4 protein-coding genes are annotated in these 6,537 nt (G+C 39.6%); all 4 read left to right on the top strand.

Annotation, left to right across the window (positions count from 1 at the left end; genetic code table 11):
• The first annotated feature begins 295 nt into the window (after window positions 1-295).
• The 4 genes from FZF08_RS19270 to rodA all read left to right on the top strand — a co-directional run bounded on the left by FZF08_RS19270 (window position 296) and on the right by rodA (window position 6,378).
• Window positions 296-1,363 (top strand): PLP-dependent cysteine synthase family protein, encoded by a 1,068-nt coding sequence (locus FZF08_RS19270; protein ID WP_159471726.1) that lies wholly within the window; start codon window positions 296-298, stop codon window positions 1,361-1,363.
• An 85-nt stretch (window positions 1,364-1,448) separates the two neighbouring features.
• The gene (locus FZF08_RS19265) at window positions 1,449-3,023 is read left to right on the top strand and encodes an NFACT RNA binding domain-containing protein (RefSeq protein ID WP_159471724.1); all 1,575 of its coding nucleotides are present in this window, start codon (window positions 1,449-1,451) and stop codon (window positions 3,021-3,023) included.
• A gap of 94 nt (window positions 3,024-3,117) precedes the next feature.
• The gene (gene mrdA, locus FZF08_RS19260; protein WP_159471722.1) at window positions 3,118-5,043 is read left to right on the top strand and encodes a penicillin-binding protein 2; all 1,926 of its coding nucleotides are present in this window, start codon (window positions 3,118-3,120) and stop codon (window positions 5,041-5,043) included.
• A 51-nt stretch (window positions 5,044-5,094) separates the two neighbouring features.
• Complete coding sequence (rodA, locus tag FZF08_RS19255; RefSeq protein WP_159471720.1) at window positions 5,095-6,378, top strand: rod shape-determining protein RodA; 1,284 nt, start codon at window positions 5,095-5,097, stop codon at window positions 6,376-6,378.
• The last annotated feature ends 159 nt before the right edge of the window (window positions 6,379-6,537 follow it).

The raw sequence follows: 6,537 nt of genomic DNA, 5'->3' as shown, positions 1-6,537 counted from the left end.
CTGGTAAGTGCTCTAAATTTGTCGCAGGTCGCCCGGGCTTTTTCGTTTATTTGTTTCACAGCTACAAACTTAAAAACATGGGCGGCTTTTTTTTATGCCCTTACAAATCTATTCGTGATATTGTCTAATTAAAGTTAATTAAATTAAGATAAAAAACTCATACTTACTTATTCTAAAATACGAGATCACCGCAATCATTATTCATCAAAAATATATATAATCTTCCTCACCTTGCTTTCCATAAATATGCTGTAATCTTTGTATAAATTATCGCAAAGTCTATGATCAGCCTATAATGAGCCACCCATTACATATAGATAAAACTTCCTGGATCGGAAATGCCATTTCAAAAATAGAATCGGATTATCAGCGTTCAGCGGATACACATCTTATTTCACTGAAACTTCCTTCATTTCCCGATATCGATTTTTATTTTAAAGATGAATCAACGCATCCGTCGGGCAGTTTGAAACACAGGCTGGCCAGATCTTTGTTTTTGTATGCGATTTGTAATGGCTGGGTACATGAAGGAACCACAATCGTTGAAGCATCAAGTGGTTCGACTGCCGTTTCAGAGGCATACTTTGCCAGACTTTTGGGCTTACCCTTTGTGGCTGTGATGCCGAAATCAACAAGTCCGGATAAAATTCAGGCGATTGAATTTTATGGAGGAAGGTGTCATTTTGTAAATCATCCGGCAGAGGTATATGAGGCGTCGCACCAGATTACTCAGGAAACAAAAGGCCATTTTATGGATCAGTTTACCTTTGCCGAAAGAGCAACGGATTGGCGTGGCAACAACAATATTGCAGAATCTATTTTCCGTCAGATGAAGTATGAAAATCATCCGGTTCCAAAATGGATTGTAACGGGTGCAGGTACCGGAGGAACTTCTGCAACACTTGGCCGCTATGTACGTTACGAACAACATGCCACCCAAATCTGCGTTGTGGATCCTGAAAACTCGGTTTTTTATGATTTTTGGAAAAATAATAATCCGGAATTATGCAGTGAAATTGGATCAAGAGTGGAAGGCATAGGCAGGCCGAGAGTAGAACCTTCGTTTTTACGAACCGTTGTGGATCATATGATCCAGGTACCTGACGCAGGAAGTTTTGCTGCGATGTTAACACTTACTACTTTGTTAAATAAAAGAGTTGGTGGCTCAACAGGAACAAATTTCTGGGGAGTATTGGAACTGGCAAAAGAAATGAAAGCAAACGGAGAATCCGGTTCAATCGTTACATTAATATGTGATTCGGGAGAACGATATATGAATACTTATTACAATGACGAATGGCTTGAAATAAATGGTTATTCGGAAGAGGTTTCAAAGCATCAGCAGACAATCAATTCCATTTAAATAAAAAACTCTGTGCCTCTCTTTTTATCTCAGTGGTTCTCTGTGTAACCTTCATCAGAAAGTAACAATAGTTAAAACAAACAAAGTGCACCAAAATTATTATTTCTTAAAAAAACTTGCTCCGCGCCTTAATCAGGAGTTGGCCGGAAAAAAATTCATTGAAGCATTCAGCCAGGAGAAGGATGAGATCGTTCTGGTTTTTGCTGAATCGGAGGTTGACGACGTTTTATCAAATCCGTTTTTTATCAAGGCAACCTTACGCTCTGATTTTGCCTGTCTGAGTTTTCCTGACAAATTTGACCGGGCTCGCAGAAACAGCGTCAATCTTTTTACGCATTTATACAACCGGCAGATTATTCATGTGCGGGTTTTTACCAATGAAAGAGCAATTGAAATCATTTTTAAAAATGGTGAAATTCTGGTTTTGAAACTATTTGGAAACAGGTCTAACCTGATTTCTTTTGATAAAGAAGGGTCTGTTAATCAACTATTTAATAGTAAGCTTGCTGCCGATCTAACACTTTCACTGGAAACACTCGACCGGCAGATTGACCAGTCTTTTGAAGCTTTTGTAAAAAATGATCTGCGTTTTGAACCTCTTTTTCCAACGTTTGGAAAACTCGTCAATAAATACCTGAATGGTTTATTACAAGAAATAACACATGCGGAAAGGCGTTGGGATATTGTTCATACTGTTTTAAAACAGCTTAAAACTCCGGTTTTTTATATTACAAAAATCGAGCTTGTTCCTGTACTTTCTTTGTTGCCGGTCGGTGAAATTGTCGAAACTTACAATGATCCTATTGAAGCTTTAAATGCATATTATTACGCTTTCATTCGCCTTACAGGTATTGAAAGAGAAAAGGCTGAGATACTAAGAGTCCTGAGGAAGCGCATTTCCCAAACTGAAAATTATCTTGACAATACGTTTAAAAAGTTAGTTGAGCTGGAAGAGGGAACCAAAAATGATGAAATCGCCAATATTATAATGGCAAACCTTCATCAAATTCCTGACCGGGCAGAATCGGTAGAATTATATGATTTTTACCGGGATCAAACTATAAAAATTCGTCTCAAAAAAGATCTTACACCGCAGAAAACAGCGGAAGGTTATTACCGGAAATCGAAAAACGAAAAGATCGAAATTGCCCGTTTGCATGATAGTCTTGATGCGAGAGAAAAGGATAAGGAGAAAATGACGGGTTTTGTAAAATCTATTGAGGCCATCGACTTATTACGAGAGTTCAGGACTTTTATCAAGGCAAATGGATTAGGCGGAGGGAATGCAGCTTCGGTACAGCAGGCGGATTTGTTTAAAAAAGTAGACTTTCTTGGGTTTTCGATTTTAATTGGGAAAAACGCGAAAAACAACGATTTGTTGACTAAACAGTATGCGCATAAGGAAGATTTATGGCTGCATGCAAGAGACGTAACAGGCTCTCATGTTGTTATAAAACATCAATCCGGTAAGAAATTTCCTGCTCCTGTGATCGAAAAAGCGGCGCAGTTGGCTGCCTGGCATTCGAAAAGGCGTACAGATAGTTTATGTCCTGTCATTGTTACACCCAAAAAATATGTCCGCAAACCGAAAGGACTTCCGGAAGGTGCCGTTGTGATTGATAAAGAGGACGTAATCATGGTAGTTCCGGCAGGAGAATAAAGTATGATATTTTAGGTATCAAATGGCTTTGATAAGTCTTTCGATATCACGAACTTCGTATTAAAATTGAGAGAACAGGAATATTTAGTGCAGAATGCTTGAAAATCGTCGCTTTGTTATTATTGGCTTTTTTGCTTTAATAGGTTTTATTTACCTGTTTCGTTTATTTTATTTACAAGTCCTGGACGAAAGTTATTCCATAGAATCTTCCAGTAACTCCATCAAACGTGTCATTGAAGTTCCTTTCCGTGGCCAGATCTATGACCGCAACGGGAAGTTAATTGTATATAATACGCCTGTTTACGATTTATTAGTAACACCTTACAAAGTGAAGGTGGACGATACTTTGCGTTTTTGCAGGGTTCTCGGTATCGAAAAACGTGAATTTGATAGTCTTATAACCGCAGCCGGCAGCTATTCCAGAGTGAAACCGTCGATATTTTTACGGCAATTATCCAAGGAAGATTTCGCGTCTATTCAGGATATCATGGTGGATTATTCCGGTTTTGAATTTGCCAAAAGTTCAATGCGTACATATAAAGGCGCAACGCTTGCCAACACGTTGGGTTACGTAAGTGAGATCAGTAAAAAACAGCTTGAAAAACAGGAGGAGCCTTATTATCGTCAGAGTGACTACATCGGGCAAACCGGTATCGAAAAGATTTACGAAAATGAATTGCGTGGGAAACGCGGTACAAAGTTCGTCATGCAAAATGTAAGCGGTGTTTACAAAGGTGCCTGGAAAGGTGGCGAGCTGGATACGATGGCCGTTGCCGGAGCAAATCTTTATTCTGGTATTGATATTGATATTCAGCAATATGCGGATAGTTTGATGATGAATAAAGTAGGAAGTATTGTAGCGATTGAACCCAAAACGGGACAGATTATTTCCATGGTTTCTGCTCCAACGTATGATCCAAACTTTTTGGCCACACGACATTTTTCAAAAAACTACACCGCTCTTTACCGTAATCCATACAAACCTTTGTTTAATCGCCCGGTTATGGCCAGTTATCGGCCAGGATCTACTTTTAAATTAATTCAGGCGCTTATCGGTTTGCAGGAAGGTGTGATTACGCCGCATAGTGGTTTTACACATGCAAATTGTCCGATCGGCTGTCACAATCACCCGGGTACTCCCACGGTTGCGCTTGGTGTTACGCATTCATGCAACCCTTATTTCTACAATGTTTTTCGTCGGATTATTTACAATAATAATATATCAAATACCTTTAAAGCATCAGCTGCCGGGTTGGACGTTTGGCATGATAAGATCAGTAAATTTGGTATAGGTCAGCAGTTGGGAATTGATTTGCCGAGTGAGCGTAAGGGGAATTTGCCTGATAAAAAATATTACGATAAGATCTATGGCGAGAATCGCTGGAAGTTCTCAAACATTTATTCGTTAAGTATTGGTGAAGGAGAAATCCTGATCACGCCCTTAAAAATGGCGAATGTGGCTGCCATTATTGCAAACCGAGGTTATTATTACACGCCTCACGTAATTCATGGCGTTGGAGAAAGTAAGACAGTAAATCCTGACTTTTTGATAAAACATGAGACAGGCGTTGAGCCTCGTAATTTTGAGCCGGTGATTGAAGGAATGGTGGGCGCAGTAGAAGGTGGAACGGCAAGAAGGTCCCGTGTGGAAGGGATTACGATTGCAGGTAAAACGGGAACATCTCAAAATAAACGCGGGATGGACCATTCGATTTTTATTGCCTTTGCGCCCGTGGATGATCCAAAAATTGCCATTGCTGTTTTTGTTGAAAATGCAGGGGCAGGAGGTTCGGCAGCGGCACCAATTGCCAACCTGATCATTGAAAAATACTTGACGAGGAAAATTACGAATAAGGCCTTAGAGGAAAGAATCATGAAAGCGGATTTTATGAAGAACGTAATCCTGCCACCTCCGTCTAAACCCGTTGTAAAAGATACGATTAAAAGAAGACAGGGAATTCCGATGGCTCCGCTTGAAAAGCCAATTCCATCCGAGATTAACTGGTTTAGGAAGTTTTGATCCCACCAGATTCGATAGTCATTAATTCATCATTAGTATAAAAGTTAAGTAATGGAAGAGGGAAAACCCATAACCAAAAATGTCGATTGGATGGTCGTGCTGATCTATATCGCATGTCTTGGGATAGGATGGGTCAATATTTATGCGGCGGTTTACAATCCGGAAACACATAGCAGTATTTTCGATTTATCGAACAATGCGGGTAAGCAGCTTATGTGGATCGGTACTACTTTTATATTGATTATCTGTATTTTAGTTATTGATTACAAATTCTATGAAACGTTCTCGTTCATCATTTATGCGATCGTAATATTTCTATTGGTCGTCGTTTTATTTGCGGGATCAAATATTAACGGATCCCGGTCATGGATCAAATTTGGACCCATGTCATTGCAACCAGCCCAGTTTGCAAATCTTGCCGTAAGTTTGGCCATATCAAAATATTTAAGTGATCCGGCCATCAGTTTATCCCGAAAATTGAAAGATTATTATCCAATTCTTGGAATCATTGCGCTTCCCTCTGTTTTGATTCTTTTGTCCAATGAAACAGGTTCTATGCTTGTTTTTGCATCTTTTGCCATAATCCTATACCGTGAAGGAATGCCGGGATTTATTCCTGCAATCGGAATCGTTTCAGCAGCTTTGCTTATTATTTCGCTTCTTTATAATTCCTGGTATATAGCTGGTGCAATTATTTTTATTGCCGGACTTGTAATTTGGTTAATGCCAGTAATGACCAGACGGCAAGGAGGCCTGTGGGCGACGATTCTGGTCGCGCTGGTGATGATTTCCATTGCTTTTGGTGTTGATTTCTTTATGAACAATGTGCTTCAAAAACATCAGAGAGGCCGTATCATGGTACTTTTGGATCCGGATTCTGATCCTCGTGGAATTGGCTGGAACGTAATTCAGTCGAAAATTGCAATTGGCTCGGGAGGGTTTACCGGGAAAGGTTTTTTACAGGGAACACAAACAAAATTTGACTTTGTCCCTGAGCAGAGTACTGATTTTATTTTCTGTACAGTAGGCGAGGAGCACGGCTTTGTGGGCACAGCAGTAGTGGTATCACTTTTTATATTATTGATTTCCCGCTTAGTTATTTTGGCAGAGCGTCAGCGTAGCAGGTTTGCACGTGTTTACGGCTATTGCGTCGCCGGGATTTTCTTTTTCCACTTTCTGGTGAATGTCGGAATGACAATCGGCTTGATGCCCGTTATTGGAATCCCTCTGCCGTTTTTCAGTTATGGAGGATCTTCACTATGGTCGTTTTCTGTATTGCTATTTATCTTTTTAAAGATAGATGCGCAGAGACCGTTTACTCTTTCGAGAGGATAAATTTTTAATGGTTAATTGTTAAGGATTAATTGTTAATGATGGATAGAAATAGTAATTGGCCGATAAAGTTATTTTGATTTTTTCAGAAAACACTGAACTTATTTTAGCGTAACAGACTCTCCCATTAACCATTAACCATTAACCATTAACCATTAACCA

The organism is Dyadobacter sp. 3J3, from assembly GCF_009801115.1.
GTDB lineage: Bacteria > Bacteroidota > Bacteroidia > Cytophagales > Spirosomataceae > Dyadobacter.
The sequence above is the reverse complement of the archived record's forward strand: the minus strand, read 5'-3'. Positions and strand labels throughout refer to the sequence as shown.